This window comes from Pseudomonas sp. MYb13 (assembly GCF_002980075.1).
GTDB lineage: Bacteria > Pseudomonadota > Gammaproteobacteria > Pseudomonadales > Pseudomonadaceae > Aquipseudomonas > Aquipseudomonas lurida.
The window spans coordinates 81,806-98,240 of record NZ_PCQI01000015.1 but is presented as its reverse complement, the minus strand read 5'-3'; the positions used below and the strand labels follow the sequence as shown (position 1 = coordinate 98,240).

Sequence of the window (16,435 nt, the reverse complement as noted above, 5' to 3'; positions counted from 1 at the left end):
AGACACGTCATCCGCGCACTCACCCCGCGATTCTCCTCAGGGGTGGGTAACCCCTGCTGCACCGTCCGCCTGGGCTCCATATAGACGTGCGCCATCCACCGCAAAAGCCAGCAGGCTGACGACGATCAAGGTCTTGCAGTGCAGGGTGGGTATTCTCCAGCCCGACAGAAGGGTCTTGTCGAGCGTTCTGAAGGTATCGGCCTGTGTTGGACGGCGCGGGTTTTGCTTTGTCATGGGTAGCCCCAGGGCTGGAGACACGGTGACCCACCGGCCTTGGCGTCGGCGGCAATGTTGGTACGACCGTTGGGCTGGTTTCCCCTTGAATCGGGTCTGGGTTTGCGTATTCTGTCGCGCGATATAAAGCGTCAGTTTAATCGCGGAATCGTGTAGTAAAATTTTCGAGCTGTTTTAGGCGCCGGCCAGGTTGTCGATAAATGTGTCAGTTTTGTGCCGTCTATGTCCGATCGGTCAGTAATCTTGGCGCGAGAACAGCGCAAGTCGATGTTCTTACAGTGAATGTGTTTTCTGCGAGAAAATCGTCATAAAAATGGCGAATATCCGTTCGTCGGATAAGAATGAGCTGTAACAATCAAAATACTGACACTGTCATTGTGATATCACAGAATGCGCCCGACTTCACATAACTAGAAAAATTCAAGGTCAGCACATTGCTGGCCTTTTTATCGCCTTTAGAGCGCAAATCAGGGTGGGGGAGGGGCAATACGTGAGTCGAGCAGATGACATTTCAAAACTATTCAACAAGCTGGGCGTTAGCCCCAGCGGCTACCGGGAGATCAACGTCGTCCACGCGTACATTGAGGACGAAGTCGAGGTTCTGGAAACCGCTGCCGTTGTTGTCGACTCGCCTCTGGCTGCTCCAGCGCCCCAGCCGCGTGTGGTGGCCGCTGTCGTAGACGAAGCCCCGTCGGCGCCGCTGTTGCGCCTGCTGGAAGAGCTGAACCACGGTGAAGCCGACCACGTGCATCCCCCCGAAGTGGTGGAGGGGCCTGAAGGCGAGGTGTATTCGGAGCCGACCGCGCCGAAAATCGTGGTGGTGGTCTCGGTCAAGGGCGGCGTCGGCCGCAGTACCCTTGCCGCTGCGCTTGCCAGTGGTTTACAGCGTCAGGGCCGCCCGGCGCTCGCCCTGGACCTGGACCCGCAAAATGCTCTGCGGCATCACCTGTGCCTTGGCCTTGATATTCCCGGTGTCGGTGCCACCAGCCTGCTGAATGAAGGCTGGGGCAACCTGCCCGAGCGCGGTTTTGCCGGTTGCCGGTTGGTAGCGTTTGGCAGCACCGACCATGAGCAGCAAAAGAGTTTAAACCGCTGGCTGGGCCAGGATGCCGAGTGGCTGGGCAAGCGCTTGGGCGGGCTCAAGCTGAACGGCCAGGACACGGTGATCATCGACGTCCCGGCCGGCAACACCCCGTATTTGAGCCAGGCGATGTCGGTTGCCGACGCTGTGTTGGTCGTGGTGCAGCCGGACGTGGCTTCGTTCGGCGCCCTGGCGCAGATGGACGCGATGCTCGCGCCGTACCTGGCGCGCGAGAAACCGCCCCAACGTTTCTACGTGATCAACCAGCTGGATGCTGCCCACCGTTTCAGCCTGGACATGGCTGAAGTGTTCAAGACCCGCCTGGGCACTGCCTTGCTCGGCACGGTGCATCGCGACCCTTCGTTCAGCGAAGCCCAGGCCTATGGGCGTGACCCCCTCGACCCTACCGTCAACAGTATCGGCTGCCAGGACGTCCACGCCCTGTGCCGCGCGTTGCTCGAACGCCTCGACTCGGACCTTCCATGACCGACAATACGTCCTCCACGCCCTTCGTCGAGGGGCGCGCTGAACAGCGCCTGAACGGTGCCATCGCGCGTTTCAATCGCTGGCCTGCGATACTGCGCGGCCTGCTGGTGGTGGGCAGTTGCGTGCTCGGTGGCTTGCTGCTGCTGGCCATTATCTGCGCGCCACTGGACCTCGTGACTCAGTGCCTGTTTGCCGCGGTGTGTTTCGTGGCGGTGCTGGTGTTGCGCAAGATTCCCGGGCGCCTGGCGATCCTTGCGCTGGTGGTGTTGTCGCTGGTCGCGTCGTTGCGCTACATGTTCTGGCGACTCACTTCCACCCTCGGTTTTGAAACCTGGGTCGACATGTTCTTTGGCTACGGCCTGGTCGCGGCCGAGTTCTATGCCCTGGTCGTACTGATCTTCGGCTACGTGCAAACCGCCTGGCCGCTACGCCGCACCCCGGTGTGGCTCAAGACCGAGCCGGAAGAGTGGCCGACGGTCGACGTGTTTATCCCCACCTATAACGAAGCGCTGAGCATCGTGAAGCTGACCATCTTCGCCGCCCAGGCGATGGACTGGCCCAAGGACAAGCTGCGCGTCCATGTGCTGGACGACGGTCGTCGCGATGACTTCCGCGACTTCTGCCGCAAGATCGGCGTGAACTACATTCGCCGTGACAACAACGTCCACGCCAAGGCCGGTAACCTCAACGCAGCATTGAAGGTCACCGACGGCGAATACGTCGCCCTGTTCGATGCCGACCACGTACCGACGCGCTCCTTCTTGCAAGTAAGCCTGGGCTGGTTCCTGAAGGACCCGAAGCTGGCGATGCTGCAAACGCCGCACTTCTTCTTCTCGCCGGACCCGTTCGAAAAGAACCTCGACACTTTCCGCGCCGTGCCCAACGAGGGCGAGCTGTTCTACGGCCTGGTGCAGGACGGCAACGACTTGTGGAACGCTACCTTCTTCTGTGGTTCCTGTGCGGTGATCCGCCGTGAGCCGTTGCTGGCAATCGGCGGCGTAGCGGTCGAGACCGTGACTGAAGACGCCCACACCGCGCTCAAGCTCAACCGCCTGGGCTACAACACCGCGTACCTGGCCATCCCGCAAGCCGCGGGCCTGGCCACTGAAAGCCTGTCGCGCCATATCAACCAGCGCATTCGCTGGGCGCGGGGCATGGCGCAGATTTTCCGTACCGACAACCCGCTGCTGGGCAAGGGCCTGAAGTGGGGCCAGCGCATCTGCTACGCCAATGCCATGCTGCACTTCTTCTATGGCCTGCCGCGCCTGGTGTTCCTCACCGCGCCGTTGGCCTACCTGGTGTTCGGCGCCGAAATTTTCCATGCGTCGGCGTTGATGATCGTGGCCTACGTGCTGCCACACTTGGTGCACTCCAGCCTGACCAACTCGCGGATCCAGGGGCGTTTCCGTCACTCGTTCTGGAACGAGGTGTACGAGACCGTACTCGCCTGGTACATCCTGCCGCCGGTGCTGGTGGCGCTGGTCAATCCCAAGGCCGGCGGCTTCAACGTGACCGACAAGGGCGGCATCATCGACAAGCAGTTCTTCGACTGGAAACTGGCGCGCCCCTACCTGGTGCTGTTGCTGGTGAACCTGGTCGGTATCGGTTTCGGTGTGCACCAGTTGATCTGGGGTGATGAGTCCACCGCCGTGACAGTGGCGATCAACCTGACCTGGACCCTCTACAACCTGATCATCACCAGCGCCGCCGTGGCCGTGGCGTCCGAGACACGCCAAGTGCGTTCCGAGCCGCGAGTGAGTGCGAAACTGCCGGTCAGCGTGATCTGCGCCGACGGCCGGGTACTTGGCGGCGTGACCCAGGATTTCTCCCAGAACGGCTTTGGCCTGATCCTGAACGATGGCCATTCCATCGGCCAGGGCGAACGGGTGCAATTGGTGCTGTCGCGAAATGGCCAGGACAGCCTGTTCCAGGCGCGTGTTGCGTTCAGCAAAGGCTCGCAGATCGGGGCGCAATTTGAATCGCTGTCGCTGCGCGAGCAAAGCGAGCTGGTACGTCTGACGTTTTCCCGTGCCGACACCTGGGCTGCCAGTTGGGGCGCCGGCCAGCCCGACACGCCGCTGGCGGCCCTGCGTGAAGTGGGTGGCATTGGCATCGGCGGCCTGTTCACCCTGTGTCGCGCCACACTGCATGAATTGCGAATGGCCTTGCGCCGCACGCCCTCACAACCGCTCGACACGTTGATGGACAAGCCATGACTTCCACATTCCTTTTTGCGCGCACACACGTGCGTGCGGCACTCGCGTTGGTGACGGCCTCGCTGCTGGGCTTGAGCCCGCTGCTGCAGGCCGCCGAAAAACCGCCCGCCGCACCGGTCGCCAGTGACGGCTACAGCTTGACCCTCAAGCAATTGGGCCGTCGCGACACCATGAACTTGCAAGGTGTGGAGTCGTCCGACAGCGTTAACTTCGACATCCGCGCCGACCAGGTCGTGACCGGCGCGCAAGTGCTGCTCAACTACAGCTACTCACCGGCGCTGCTCGCGGACCTGTCGCAGATCAATGTGCTGGTCAACGATGAAGTGGCGGCCAGCATCCCGCTGACCAAAGAGGGCGCGGGCACTGCGCAACAGACACTGGTGCAGATCCCGCCGCACCTGATCACCGAGTTCAACCGCTTGCGGGTGCAGTTCATCGGTCACTACAGCATGTCCTGCGAAGACCCGTTGCACAGCAGCCTGTGGGCCAAGATCAGCAACAGCAGCGAGCTGAAACTGCAGGTCTCGCAGATCCCGTTGAAGGATGACCTGTCGATATTGCCGCTGCCGTTCTTCGACAAGCGCGATGCGCGCCAGGTCAGCCTGCCGTTCGTGTTTGCCACTGCGCCGGACAACGCCACGTTGGAAGCGGCGGCCACCTTGTCGTCGTGGTTCGGCGCGCTGGCCAGCTACCGTGGCGCGACATTCCCGACCACCTACGGCACGCTGCCGGCCAAGGGCAACGCGATTGTCCTGGTGCTGAGCCCGAGCGCGGTCGACGTCAACGGCGTCAAGGTGGCAAAGGCCACCGGGCCGACCCTGAGCCTCATCGCCAACCCCAACGACCCGCAGGGCAAACTGCTGGTCGTGTCGGGCCGCGATGGCGCCGAGCTCAAGCGTGCCGCCACCGCTGTGGTGCTGGGCAACTCGGTACTGGCTGGCAGCAGCGTGGTGATCGACAAGCTCGAAAGCCTGGCGCCGCGTCGCCCCTACGACGCGCCGAACTGGGTGCCGAGTGATCGCCCGGTGCGCCTCGGCGAGCTGGTCGAGCTGAACAAACTCAGCGTCGCCGGTTACAACCCAGGGCCCATCAACGTTGACTTCCGCCTGCCGCCCGACCTGTTCAACTGGCGTGAAGAAGGCGTGCCGCTGCACCTCAAATACCGCTACACGCCGCAGCAGGTGTCGACAAACTCGTCGTTGCTGGTGGGTATGGATGACCAGTTCATGAAGTCCATGCCGCTGCCCTCGATCACCAGCCTGGCAGACGGCAAGACCTTGCTGAGCATGCTGCAGAAAGACAACACGCTGCCGCGCGAGGCGACCGTGCTGCTGCCGATCAGCTCGGCGTCACCGATGTCCAAGCTGCAACTGCGCTTCATGTACGACTACATCAAGGAAGGTGAATGCCGCGACATCATCGTCGATAACATGCGCGGCACCATCGACCCGGATTCGAGCCTGGACATCAGCGGCTACCAGCACTTCATCGCCATGCCCAACCTGGGTGTGTTCAACGATGCCGGCTTCCCGTTCACGCGCCTGGCGGACCTTTCCGAGTCGGCCGTGGTTTTGCCGGACACCTTTGGCACCGAGGAGCTGAGCGCTTACCTCACCATCCTCGGTCGCTTCGGGGAGTCCACCGGCTACCCGGCCACCGCGGTCAAGGTGGTGCAGGCCAAGGACGTGCAAAGCGTTGCCGACAAGGACCTGCTGGTGATCGCCACCGGTGCCGACCAGCCGCTGTTCAAACAGTGGCAGCAGTACCTCCCGGCCAACGCCGACGGGCCTCGGCAGCACTTCAAACTGTCTGACCTGCCGCGTTATGTGAGCAACTGGGTCAGCCCCGACGCCGAGGCCAACAAGCACGCCGCCAACGCTGCGATCAGCTTCAATAGCTTGAGCACCAGCACCTGGTTTGCCGGCTTCGAGTCGCCGCTCAAGGCGGGGCGCAGTGTGGTGCTTATCTCCAGCACCAAGCCCGAGGGCCTGCAGGCCGCGACGGCTGTATTGATCGGCGGTGATCAGTTCAAGGACACCATCCAGGGCAGCCTCGCGGTGGTGCAAGGCACACAGGTCAGTTCGCTGGTGGCGGACCAGCAGTATTACGTCGGCAAGCTGGGGCTGTTCAAACAGGTGCAATGGCAACTGTCACAGAACCTGGGCTGGATGCTGCTGTTCACCTTCCTGGGCCTGGCAATTGTCACCTGCCTGATCTACCTGTCCCTTCGGGCACGTGCAAAACGGCGGTTGGCATGATGCGCAGAGCCGGTTGGGTTGCGTTGGGCGCCGCGCTCTTCGCCGGCGCAGCCCAGGCGCAGACGTGCGACGCGCAGTGGCCGCTGTGGCAGAACTACGCGACGCGCTTTGTGCAGGATGACGGGCGGGTGCTGAACTCGTCCCTGAACCCCAGCGAGAGCAATTCCGAAGGCCAGTCCTATGCGATGTTCTTTGCCTTGGTGGGCAACGACCGCGCGCGCTTCGACAAGCTCTGGACCTGGACCAAGGCCAACATGGCCGGCAACGACATCAGCCGTAACCTGCCCGGTTGGCTGTGGGGCAAGACCAAGGGTGGCGAGTGGGGCGTGATCGACGCCAACTCTGCCAGCGACGCTGACCTGTGGGTGGCTTACGCGCTGCTGGAAGCGGCGCGTGTGTGGAATGTGCCGCAGTACCGCGCTGACGCGCAGTTGATGTTGGCCAATGTCGAAAAGACCTTGATCGTACGCGTGCCGGGCCTGGGCAAGATGCTGTTGCCGGGGCCGGTGGGCTATAGCTACCCCGACGGCTTGTGGCGTTTCAACCCCAGCTACCAGGTACTGGCGCAACTGCGGCGCTTCCACAAGGAACGTCCCAACGGCGGCTGGAATGACGTGGCCGAGAGCAACGCCAAGATGCTCGCCGACACCAAGAGCAACCCCCACGGTATCGCTGCCAATTGGGTGGGCTACCGCGCGACAAGCGCGAATGCCGGGATGTTTGTGGTCGACCCGTATTCCGACGACCTCGGCAGCTACGATGCCATCCGCACGTACCTGTGGGCCGGCATGACCGCCAAGGCTGATCCGCTGGCGGCGCCGATGCTCAAGGCGTTGGGCGGTTTTTCGCGTGCGACGGCGGCGTCTCCCAGTGGCTTGCCGCCGGAGAAGATCCACGTGCTTACCGGCGCTGCCGAAAACAACAACGGCTTTTCGCCGCTGGGCTTCTCGGCCTCTGCCCTGGTGTTCTTCCAGGCGCGTGGCGAAACGGCCCTGATGCAACTGCAAAAGAACACGCTGGATGAAATGCTGGGCAAGGCCATGGCCCCGTCGGCGCCCGACGACGCGCAGCCGGTGTATTACGACTACATGCTCAGCCTGTTCAGCCAAGGCTTTACCGATCAAAAGTACCGCTTCGAACAGGACGGTACGGTGAAATTATTCTGGGAGGGCGCATGCGCCGTCACACGCTAGCCCTCGCGATCATGGCTACCCTGGCGTCCAGCGCCAGCCTGGCCGCAACCACCGACCCCCAAGCCTTGCTGGTCGAGCAGGGTTACTACTGGCAGTCGAAGAAAAACCCGGAGCGGGCCACTGAGTCCTGGAAGAAGCTGCTGGGCCTGAGCCCGGAACAACCGGACGCGTTATACGGCCTGGGGCTTATCCAGGTGCAACAGCAACACCCGGACGAGGCGCAACAGTACCTGGCTCGCCTGCGCGCGATTTCGCCGCTGCCACGCCAGGCGTTGCAGCTTGAGCAGGACATCCTGGTCAACGTACCCGCCAATGCCAAATTGCTGGAGCAGGCCCGTGAGCTGGGCGAGCCGGTCGAAGAACGCGAACAGGCTGTCGCCCTGTACCGCCAGATTTTCCAGGACCGCCCGCCTCAAGGCTTGATCGCCCGTGAGTATTACAACGCCCTGGCCTTCACCCCCAAGGGGACTGCCGAAGGCATCGCCGGCTTGCAGCGTGTGACGCGTGAGCGGCCGGATGACGCGATTGCCGCGCTGTTCCTGGCCCGGCACCTGGCGCGCAACCCTGGCACCCGTGTCGAAGGTATTCGCGCCATGGCGCGCCTGGCGCCCAACAACGAAGTGGGCGGCGCCGCTGACGAAGGCTGGCGCTTTGCGCTGGTCTGGCTCGGCGCACCCAACCGTGACCAGGTGCCGTTGTTCCAGGAATTCCTTGCCAAGCACCCGGACGACACTGAGATCCGCGCGCTGATGAACAAGGGCATTGCCCAGGGCAAGGGTGACGGTGGCTGGCAACGTGATCCGAAGCTGGTCAAGGCATTCAAGGCCCTCGATGAGGGCGACTTGAAAACCGCCGAGCCACTGCTGGCGGCGCGCCTGGCGGAAAAGTCCAACGATGTGGATGCGCTCGGCGGCATGGGCGTGCTGCGCCAACAGCAGCAGCGCTTCAGCGAGGCAGAAAACTACCTGGGCCAGGCCACCCGCTTGCCTGGCGGCGCGGCCTGGCAAAAAGCCCTGAATGACGTGCGTTACTGGAGCCTGCTGAGCCAGGCCCGTGACGCGCAGACTGCCGGTCGCAGCAGCCAGGCCCGCGACCTGGCCGCGCAGGCCGAGCGCCTGAACCCGAGCCGGGCGGATGCCACCGTGGCCCTCGCTGGTTTCCAGGCCCAGGACAATCAATTCGACGCCTCCGAAGCCAGCTACCGCAAGGTGCTGGCGCGCAACCCTGGCGACGCGGACGCGTTGAATGGCTTGATCGGTGTGCTGTCGCAATCGGGCCGTCCGGAAGAAGCCCTGAAGCTGATCGACTCGGTGTCTGCGGCGGATCGCACCAAGCTGTCTGCCAACGTGAAAATCAAGGCCCTGCGTGCTACCCAGATGGGCAAGGTCGCCGATCAGCGTGGCGACTTGAAGGCCGCGCAAGCCGCGTATCAGCAAGCGCTCGACGCCGACCCGGAAAACCCCTGGACGCGTTTCGCGCTGGCGCGTGTTTACCTGCGCGACGGGCAGATTCGCAATGCCCGCGCCCTGCTTGATGGCCTGCTCAAAAGCCAGCCCAACCAACCGGACGCGCTGTACACCAGTACCTTGCTGTCGGTGGAACTGGACGAGTGGAAAGCCGCCGATGCGACACTGTCGCGCATTCCAGCCGGCCAGCGCACCGCCGACATGAACGAGTTGGCGAGTGACATTGCCCTGCACAAGCAGACCGAAATCGCGATTGAAAGCGCTCGCCGTGGCCAGCGCCCGGAAGCCCTGGCATTGCTGGGGCGCAGCGCGACGCTGGCGGGTAAAAAGCCCGAGCGCCTGGCGGTGTTGGCGTCTGCCTATGTGGACGTCGGTGCGCCGGAAGAAGGCTTGCAGATCATGCAAGGTGTGCTGGACAGCACGCCTGATCCGACTGCCGACCAGAGGCTGCTCTACGCGGGCGTACTGCTCAAGGCCAACCACTACACCGAGGCCGGCGACATCCTGCGCGGCATGCAGGGCCAGCCGCTGAGTGATGCCGGGCGTCAACGCTACGAAGACCTGATCTTCCAATATCGGGTCAAGCAAGCCGATGCGTTGCGCGAGAAGAACGACCTGGTGGCAGCCTACGACATGCTCTCGCCGGCACTGGTGCAGCGGCCCCATGACACATCGGCCATTGCCGTGCTGGCTCGCATGTACGCCGACGGCGGCGACGGCAAGAAAGCCATGGCGCTTTACGAGCCGCTCGTGCAGCAAAACCCCAACAACGCTCGCCTGCAACTGGGCCTGGCGGGTATTGCCTTGAAGGGCGGTAACCGTAGCCTGGCCGAGTCGGCTACCGACAAGGCGCTGCGGCTGGACCCGACCAGCGCCGAGACGCTGACAGCGGCGGGGCAGATCTATCAAGGCCTGGGCCGCAACGCCGAAGCAGCGGAGTTGTTGCGTCGCGCCCTGGCCATTGAAAACACCCAGCGCGCCCAGGCCCGCTCGGCCTTGGCGGATGCGCAAGGCGTGGCGTACAACCCGTTCGTTGGCCTGCCGGGCCAGCGTCGTCAGATCACCGACCTGGCCGTTGACCGTGGCGCGGTTCCTCCACCGATCGATGCGCCGGCCAACGTCATGCCCGCCGCGGTATCGGCGCCCGGAAATACCGTGGGCGCTGCCGGCTTTGCCCCTTCCAACAGGCTGAGCGACCCGTTCGTGCCGCCTACGCGCATCGCCGCGCTGGACAACCCGACCCTGAGCCCGGCGCGCCGTGCCCTCGATGGTCTGCTGCGTGATCGCAGCGCCTACTTGGTGCAAGGTTTGAGCGTGCGCAGCAACAACGGTGAAAGTGGCTTGAGCAAAATCACCGACGTGCAGACGCCTTTCGAAGCGCGCATGCCGGTGGGTGACTACAACGTGGCGTTGCGTGCGACACCGGTGAGCTTGAGCTCTGGTACGGTCAAGGCCATCTCTGCGGCGCGTTTTGGCGCTGGCGCAGGTGAGGATGGCGCCAAGCGAGAAAACGGTGTGGGCCTGGCGGTCGCGGTGGAAGACCCGGCGCAAGGCGTCAAGGCTGACATCGGTGTGAGCCCGCTGGGCTTCACCTACAACACCGTGGTGGGTGGCGTGAGTGTGAATCGACCGTTCACCGAAGGCGGCAACCTGCGCTATGGCGTGAACGTTTCGCGGCGTCCGGTTACTGACAGCGTGACTTCGTTTGCCGGTTCGAAAGCCCGGATCACTACCGCCGACGGAGAGGTCATCGAGAAGAAGTGGGGCGGCGTCACCGCCAATGGCGGGCGAGCCGAGCTGAGCTACGACAACCAGGAAATGGGGGCCTATGGCTACGCGTCGTTGCACCAGCTTCTCGGCAATCACGTCGAAGACAACACCCGCATGGAGTTGGGCAGCGGCGTCTACTGGTACCTGCGCAATACGCCAACCGACACCCTCACACTGGGCATCAGCGGCATGGCCATGGGGTTCAAGGACAACCAGGGTAACTACACCTATGGCAATGGCGGTTACTTCAGCCCGCAACGTTTCTTCTCCCTCGCTGTGCCGATTCGCTGGGCGCAGAGTTTCGACCGCTTCAGCTACGAGTTGAAAAGCTCGGTGGGTGTGCAACATATCGCGCAAGATGGCGCCGATTACTTCCCGACGGAAAAGGATCTGCAGGAAGCGTTTGAAAACCCGAAATACAAAAGCAGCAGCAAGACCGGCATCGGCTACAGCCTCAACGCGGCCGCCGAATACCGTCTGACTTCACGCTTTTACCTGGGTGGCGAAGTCGGTGTCGACAACGCCCAGGATTATCGCCAGTACGTCGGCAACGCCTACCTGCGCTACCTGTTTGAGGACCTGAGCGGGCCTATGCCCTTGCCGGTCAGCCCTTACCGTTCCCCTTATTCGAATTGATTGATAGGAGTCATCCATGCCTGTTTCTGCAATTGCCGGCCTGACCCTGCTGGTACTCGGCGAGAGCCACTTGAGCTTCCCGGACCATTTGCTCGACCCGCTGCAAGCCAACCTCACCGCGCAAGGCGCCAAGGTTCACACCCTCGGTGCCTGCGGCGCTGGCGCGGCCGATTGGATCGTGCCGAAGAAAGTCGACTGTGGTGCCGAGCAACTGCCGGGTGGCAAGCCGCAGGTGTTCGGCAAGAACGCCATGAGCACCACGCCGGTCAAGGACCTGATCGCCAAGGACAAGCCGGACCTCGTGGTGATCATCATCGGCGACACCATGGCGTCCTATCCGGACCCGCAGTTCCCGAAAGTCTGGGCCTGGAAAAGCGTGACCTCGCTCACCAAGGCCATCAGCGAAACCGGTACCAAATGCGTCTGGGTCGGCCCGGCGTGGGGCAAGGTCGGCAGCATGTACAAGAAGGATGACGCGCGCACGAAGCTGATGTCGTCGTTCCTGGCGACCAACGTGGCGCCGTGCACCTACATCGACTCGCTGACCTTCTCCAAACCGGGCGAGTGGATCACCACTGACGGTCAGCATTTCACCATTGATGGCTACCAGAAGTGGGCCAAGGCCATCGGCGGCGCGCTGTCGGCATTGCCGGCCGACGCTGTGAAGGGAGCCAAGTGATGAAGCGCATCACCCTGGGCCTGGCGACTTTGCTCGCCAGCGTCAGCGCCTACAGTGCCGACATTCCGCTGTACCCCACCGGCCCGGAAAAGGACTCGGCGTTCCTGCGGTTTGCCAATGGCACGGCCGGCGAATTGAAACTGGTCGCCGACGGCTCCAAGGCCAGCCTGGTGTTGGCGGGCGACAAACGGGTTTCCGACTACCTGCCGGTATCGGGCGGCAGCACGCCCATCAAGGGTGTGTTGAGCCAGGGCGGCAAGACCGCTGACTTGGCCGTTACCGTGGCCCCGGGCGAGTTCGCCACCGTGGTGGCCGTGGCCGATGCCAAGGGCGGCATTCGCCAAGTGGTGATCCATGAGCAACCGGACGATTTCAACGCGCTGAAAGCCTCCCTGGCGTTCATCAACGCCGACGCCGCGTGCGCGGATGCCAGCCTCGAAGCGGTGGCGCAAAAGGCCGAGCTGTTCAAAAAGGTCGCCGAAGGTTCGGTGCAGCGCCGCATGATCAACCCGGTGCAATTGTCGGTGCAACTCAAGTGCGCCGGCGCGCCGGTCGGCCAGCCGCTGACCTTCGGCCTCAAGGCGGGCGAGCGCTACAGCGTATTGGCGTTGCCATCGGCGTCGGGTTCTCGGTTGTTGTTCGCACCTGATTCGCTCGCTAACTGATCGGGCCCGACACCACCATGGTCTTTGCCTCACTCGAATTCCTCACGCTGTTCCTGCCGGCCTTCCTGTTGATTTATGCGCTGGCTCGTCCGAGCTGGCGCAACGTCATCCTGTTGATCGGCAGCTGGTTGTTCTACGGCTGGTTGAGCCCGTTGTTCCTGTTCCTGCACATGGTGTTGACCGTGGTGGCATGGGTCGGTGGCTTGCTGGTGGACCGCTCCCGTGAGGACGGCAAAGGCCGGGTGCGCCTGTTGATCGCGTTGATCGTGTTCAACACGGCGGTGCTGTGTTGGTACAAGTACGCCAACATCGTCGCCGGCACCGTGAGTGAGGTGATCACATGGTACGGTGCGATGCCGTTGGACTGGCAGCGCGTGGCCTTGCCGGCCGGCTTGTCGTTCATCGTGCTGCAGGCGATTTCGTACCTGGTGGATGTGCACCGGCATACGGTGCCGGTGGAGCGTAGCTTCATCAACTACGCCACCTATATCTCGATGTTCGGGCACTCGATCGCGGGCCCGATCATCCGCTACGACTGGGTCCGCCGCGAGCTGAACCAGCGTTATTTCAACTGGGCGAATTTCTCCCTGGGCGCGCGGCGCTTCATGATCGGCATGGGCATGAAAGTGCTGGTGGCCGACACGCTGTCGCCGCTGGTGGACATTGCCTTCCACCTGGAAAACCCGAGCCTGGTGGACGCCTGGATCGGCTGCCTGGCGTATTCGCTGCAACTGTTTTTCGACTTCGCCGGCTACAGCGCCATGGCCATCGGCCTGGGCCTGATGCTGGGCTTCCACTTTCCGGAAAACTTCAACCGGCCGTACCTGGCCAGCAGCATCCAGGATTTCTGGCGGCGCTGGCACTTGTCGCTGTCCAGTTGGTTGCGCGACTACCTGTACATCGCCCTGGGCGGTAACCGCGACGGCGTGTGGCGCACCTATCGCAACCTGTTCCTGACCATGGCGATTGCCGGGTTGTGGCACGGTGGCGACAGCTGGAACTACCTGCTGTGGGGGGCGGCCCACGGCGTGGCGCTGTGTGTGGACCGGGCGTGGTCGCGGTCGAGCCTGCCGAGCATTCCGCCGTTGCTGTCGCACAGCCTCACGCTGTTGTTTGTGTGCCTGGCGTGGACCTTGTTCCGCGCGCCGGACTTCCATTCGGCGCTGACGATGTACGCCGGCCAGTTCGGTCTGCACGGCATGGCGCTCGGGGATGCGATGGCCGTGGCCATGCGCCCGGCCCATGGCATGGCGGCGTTGCTGGGCCTGGTGTGCATCATCGCGCCGATCTGGCAGGTGCGTTGCGAGCAGCGTTTCGGTGCCCAGCCCTGGTTCGTGGTGGCGGCCTCACTGTGGCCGGTGGCCGGGTTTGTATTGTCGTTCGCGCTGATTGCCAGCCGCGACGCCGTACCGTTTCTGTATTTTCAGTTCTAAGGACGCCCGACCATGCCCGCTCCGACTGCGCCGACTCCTCCGAGCGACTTGGCCGTACGCACCAGCCCCCTGGCGGCCTGGGTGCTGGTGATCTTTTTGGCAGCGGGGCTGTTGTCCTGCGCCTGGTTGATGGTGAAGGGGCCGATCAGCTATGTGCCGGCCAAGGTCGACGGCGACATGCTGCTGCACGGCGACCTGACTCACCGTTTTGCCAAGGAACTGGCCAAGGCACCGATGGCGATCCAGGCCGCCAACCTCGAGCGTGGCGGCAGTTGGCTGGCCTTTGGCGACACCGGTCCGCGCGTACGGCCGGGTTGCCCCGGCTGGCTGTTTATCAGCGATGAGTTGCGTATCAACCGCCATGCCGGAGCCAATGCCCAGACCAAGGCCCAGGCGGTGATCGACCTGCAAAAACAACTGGGCCAGAAAGGTATCGACCTGCAAGTGGTGGTGGTGCCGGACAAGAGCCGTATCGCCGCCGCCCAGCGCTGTGGCCTGTACCGCCCGGCGGTGCTCGATAATCGAATCCGCGATTGGACCGCGGCGTTGCAGGCTGCCGGTGTTTCCGCGCTGGATTTGACCGACACACTCAAGCCCCTGGGCGCCGAAGCCTACCTGCGCACTGACACCCACTGGAGTGAAATCGGCGCCAACGCCGGTGCCCAGGCCCTGGCGCAGCGTATCCGGCAGCGCGGCATCAAGGCCACGCCAGAGCAGGCCTTCGACATCACTCACGCAGCGCTTGCTGTGCGCCCAGGCGACTTGGTACGCCTGGCCGGTCTCGATTGGTTGCCGTCCAAGTTGCAGCCGCCAGGGGAGTCAGTCGCAGCCAGCACGGCCCATGAAACCGGTGGCGCAACCAGCAATGCCGACGACCTGTTTGGCGATGCCGGCCTGCCCAATGTGGCGTTGATCGGCACGTCGTTCTCACGTAACTCCAACTTCATCGGCTTCCTGCAAAAAGCCCTGAATGCGCCTGTCGGTAATTTCAGCAAGGACGGGGGCGAGTTCTCTGGTGCGGCCAAGGCTTACTTTGAAAGCCCTGCCTTCAGGCAAACTCCGCCTAAGCTATTGATTTGGGAGATTCCAGAGCGGGATCTGCAAACGCCCTACGATTCGATCAGCATGGGCCAGTAATTTGACGATTTACCGTTTGTCTAAAAAATAGACAGTGCCATCATCAAAATAATGACACTTATCCGCGCTTGAAGCAGACTGCCTGCATTAAGGCGACCACAAAAAGACTTGCGGTAAGCAGTCGTATCAGCTGACCTTCTCACGTCTTTGAGCTTCGCCGTGATGAGGAATGCGTTATGAGTTTCACTGATGGTCTTCTCGTTCTGCTAGGCAGAGATGTGAGCCGCGATCCGCAAGGGCTGAATGCGCGGCTGCATTTTTTTGGCAGCGTTCCCGTGGATGACGGCACTCCGTTTCCCCCTCACGTCCCCTCTGCTCATGCGCAGTCCCAACCGGTGGACAAGGCCGTGCGGCGTCCCTGCGTGGTGGCGTTGGTGTCGGTCAATGGTGGCGTGGGTCGCAGTACCCTGGCCACTGCGTTGAGCAGCGGTTTGCAGCGCCTGGGCGAATCGGTGGTGGCCGTGGACCTGGACCCGCAGAACGCCCTGCGCATGCACTTCGGGGTCAGCCCGGGTTCGGCGGGTATCGGCCCTACCAGCCTGCGCAATGCGCACTGGGACACGATCCAGCAGCCGGGCTTTGTCGGCAGCCGCGTGATCACCTTCGGCGACACCGATCTGCGCCAGCAGGACGACCTGCAACGTTGGCTCAAAGATGAGCCGGACTGGCTGGCACAGCGCCTGTCAGCCTTGGACTTGAGCCCCCGTCACACAGTGATCATCGATACCCCCGCGGGCAACAACGTCTACTTTCATCAAGCCTTGAGCGTCGCCGATGTGGTGCTGGTGGTCGCGCAGGCCGATGCCGCATCACTCGGCACTCTGGACCAACTCGACGGCCTGCTGGCGCCGCACCTTGAGCGCGAGCGACCACCGCATGTGCACTTTGTGCTCAACCAACTGGATGAGGACAATGCCTTCAGCCTGGACATGGTCGAGGCGTTCAAGCAGCGCCTGGGTACGAAAGAGCCCTTGGAAGTGCACCACGACATGGCAATCAGCGAGGCGCTGGCGTTCGGGACCGACCCGTTGGATAGCCAGGCATTGAGCTTGGCGGGGGACGATATCAACGAGCTTTGCCGGTTGTTGATCGCGCGCAAAAAACATCTGTAAATCGCGGTTTATACGCTTAACGCCAGATGCTTATGCACAATCGGTTGGATGGCGGTGTCACGAAACGGC

At 62.9% G+C, this 16,435-nt stretch carries 11 protein-coding genes; 10 read left to right on the top strand and 1 reads right to left on the bottom strand.

Annotated elements, in window-relative coordinates:
• Nucleotides 1–36 precede the first annotated feature (36 nt).
• Nucleotides 37–234, bottom strand: a complete 198-nt coding sequence (locus CQ002_RS28200) for a hypothetical protein (RefSeq protein ID WP_146117473.1) — start codon at nucleotides 232–234, stop codon at nucleotides 37–39.
• A 490-nt stretch (nucleotides 235–724) separates the two neighbouring features.
• On the opposite strand from CQ002_RS28200, the gene bcsQ (CQ002_RS22710) reads away from it, so the two are divergent.
• The 10 genes from bcsQ (CQ002_RS22710) (at nucleotide 725) to bcsQ (CQ002_RS22665) (ending at nucleotide 16,366) form a co-directional block, all read left to right on the top strand.
• The gene (gene bcsQ, locus CQ002_RS22710) at nucleotides 725–1,801 is read left to right on the top strand and encodes a cellulose biosynthesis protein BcsQ (RefSeq protein WP_234010378.1); all 1,077 of its coding nucleotides are present in this window, start codon (nucleotides 725–727) and stop codon (nucleotides 1,799–1,801) included.
• Nucleotides 1,798–4,017, top strand: coding sequence for a UDP-forming cellulose synthase catalytic subunit (gene bcsA / locus CQ002_RS22705; RefSeq protein WP_105161492.1), 2,220 nt, complete (start codon nucleotides 1,798–1,800; stop codon nucleotides 4,015–4,017). The genes bcsQ (CQ002_RS22710) and bcsA overlap by 4 nt, the downstream gene beginning before the upstream one ends.
• Nucleotides 4,014–6,275, top strand: coding sequence for a cellulose biosynthesis cyclic di-GMP-binding regulatory protein BcsB (gene bcsB / locus CQ002_RS22700; RefSeq protein WP_105161493.1), 2,262 nt, complete (start codon nucleotides 4,014–4,016; stop codon nucleotides 6,273–6,275). The genes bcsA and bcsB overlap by 4 nt, the downstream gene beginning before the upstream one ends.
• Entirely contained in the window at nucleotides 6,272–7,468 is a 1,197-nt protein-coding gene (gene bcsZ / locus CQ002_RS22695; RefSeq protein ID WP_105161494.1) for a cellulose synthase complex periplasmic endoglucanase BcsZ, read from the top strand. Before bcsB ends, bcsZ begins: the two co-directional genes overlap by 4 nt.
• Complete coding sequence (locus tag CQ002_RS22690; protein WP_105161495.1) at nucleotides 7,450–11,340, top strand: cellulose biosynthesis protein BcsC; 3,891 nt, start codon at nucleotides 7,450–7,452, stop codon at nucleotides 11,338–11,340. The genes bcsZ and CQ002_RS22690 overlap by 19 nt, the downstream gene beginning before the upstream one ends.
• A gap of 16 nt (nucleotides 11,341–11,356) precedes the next feature.
• The gene (locus CQ002_RS22685; protein ID WP_034108715.1) at nucleotides 11,357–12,019 is read left to right on the top strand and encodes an SGNH/GDSL hydrolase family protein; all 663 of its coding nucleotides are present in this window, start codon (nucleotides 11,357–11,359) and stop codon (nucleotides 12,017–12,019) included.
• Complete coding sequence (locus CQ002_RS22680; protein WP_105161496.1) at nucleotides 12,019–12,684, top strand: alginate O-acetyltransferase AlgF; 666 nt, start codon at nucleotides 12,019–12,021, stop codon at nucleotides 12,682–12,684. Before CQ002_RS22685 ends, CQ002_RS22680 begins: the two co-directional genes overlap by 1 nt.
• A gap of 17 nt (nucleotides 12,685–12,701) precedes the next feature.
• The gene (locus CQ002_RS22675) at nucleotides 12,702–14,117 is read left to right on the top strand and encodes an MBOAT family protein (RefSeq protein WP_034108719.1); all 1,416 of its coding nucleotides are present in this window, start codon (nucleotides 12,702–12,704) and stop codon (nucleotides 14,115–14,117) included.
• 12 nt (nucleotides 14,118–14,129) lie between these two features.
• Nucleotides 14,130–15,254: a cell division protein FtsQ gene (locus CQ002_RS22670; RefSeq protein ID WP_105161497.1), complete on the top strand. Its 1,125-nt coding sequence runs from the start codon at nucleotides 14,130–14,132 to the stop codon at nucleotides 15,252–15,254.
• A gap of 176 nt (nucleotides 15,255–15,430) precedes the next feature.
• On the top strand, nucleotides 15,431–16,366 hold the full coding sequence (gene bcsQ / locus CQ002_RS22665) for a cellulose biosynthesis protein BcsQ (RefSeq protein WP_034108724.1): 936 nt from the start codon (nucleotides 15,431–15,433) through the stop codon (nucleotides 16,364–16,366).
• Nucleotides 16,367–16,435: the final 69 nt, after the last annotated feature.